Annotated in this window: 1 protein-coding gene; it reads right to left on the bottom strand. The window is 63.8% G+C overall.

All coding sequences use genetic code 11. The features are described 5' to 3' along the window. Window positions 1-434, bottom strand: a 434-nt coding sequence (locus AC3A6R_RS27145; RefSeq protein ID WP_487866182.1) for a GTP-binding protein, incomplete at its 3' end; no start/stop codon positions are given. Between the last annotated feature and the right edge of the window lie 5 nt (window positions 435-439).

Below are 439 nucleotides of genomic sequence, written 5' to 3'. Positions count from 1 at the left end.
TCCTTGTCGTCGACCATGTCGCACTTGTTCAGGAACACGATGATGTAGCCCACACCCACCTGGCGCGCCAGCAGGATGTGCTCGCGGGTCTGGGGCATCGGGCCGTCAGCGGCCGAGCACACGAGGATGGCGCCGTCCATCTGGGCAGCGCCGGTGATCATGTTCTTCACGTAGTCGGCGTGGCCGGGGCAGTCGACGTGTGCGTAGTGGCGGTTGGCCGTCTCGTACTCGACGTGGGCCGTGTTGATCGTGATGCCGCGGGCCTTTTCTTCGGGCGCAGCATCGATGTCGGCGTAGTTCTTGGCTTCGCCGCCGAACTTGGCCGACAGCACCGTGGCGATCGCCGCCGTCAGCGTGGTCTTGCCGTGGTCGACGTGACCGATCGTGCCCACGTTCACGTGCGGCTTGGTGCGGGTGAATTTACCTTTTGCCATTTTTC

This window comes from Variovorax sp. Soil_C_19 (genome assembly GCF_057657255.1).
This window is presented reverse-complemented; position numbering and strand designations above follow the sequence as displayed.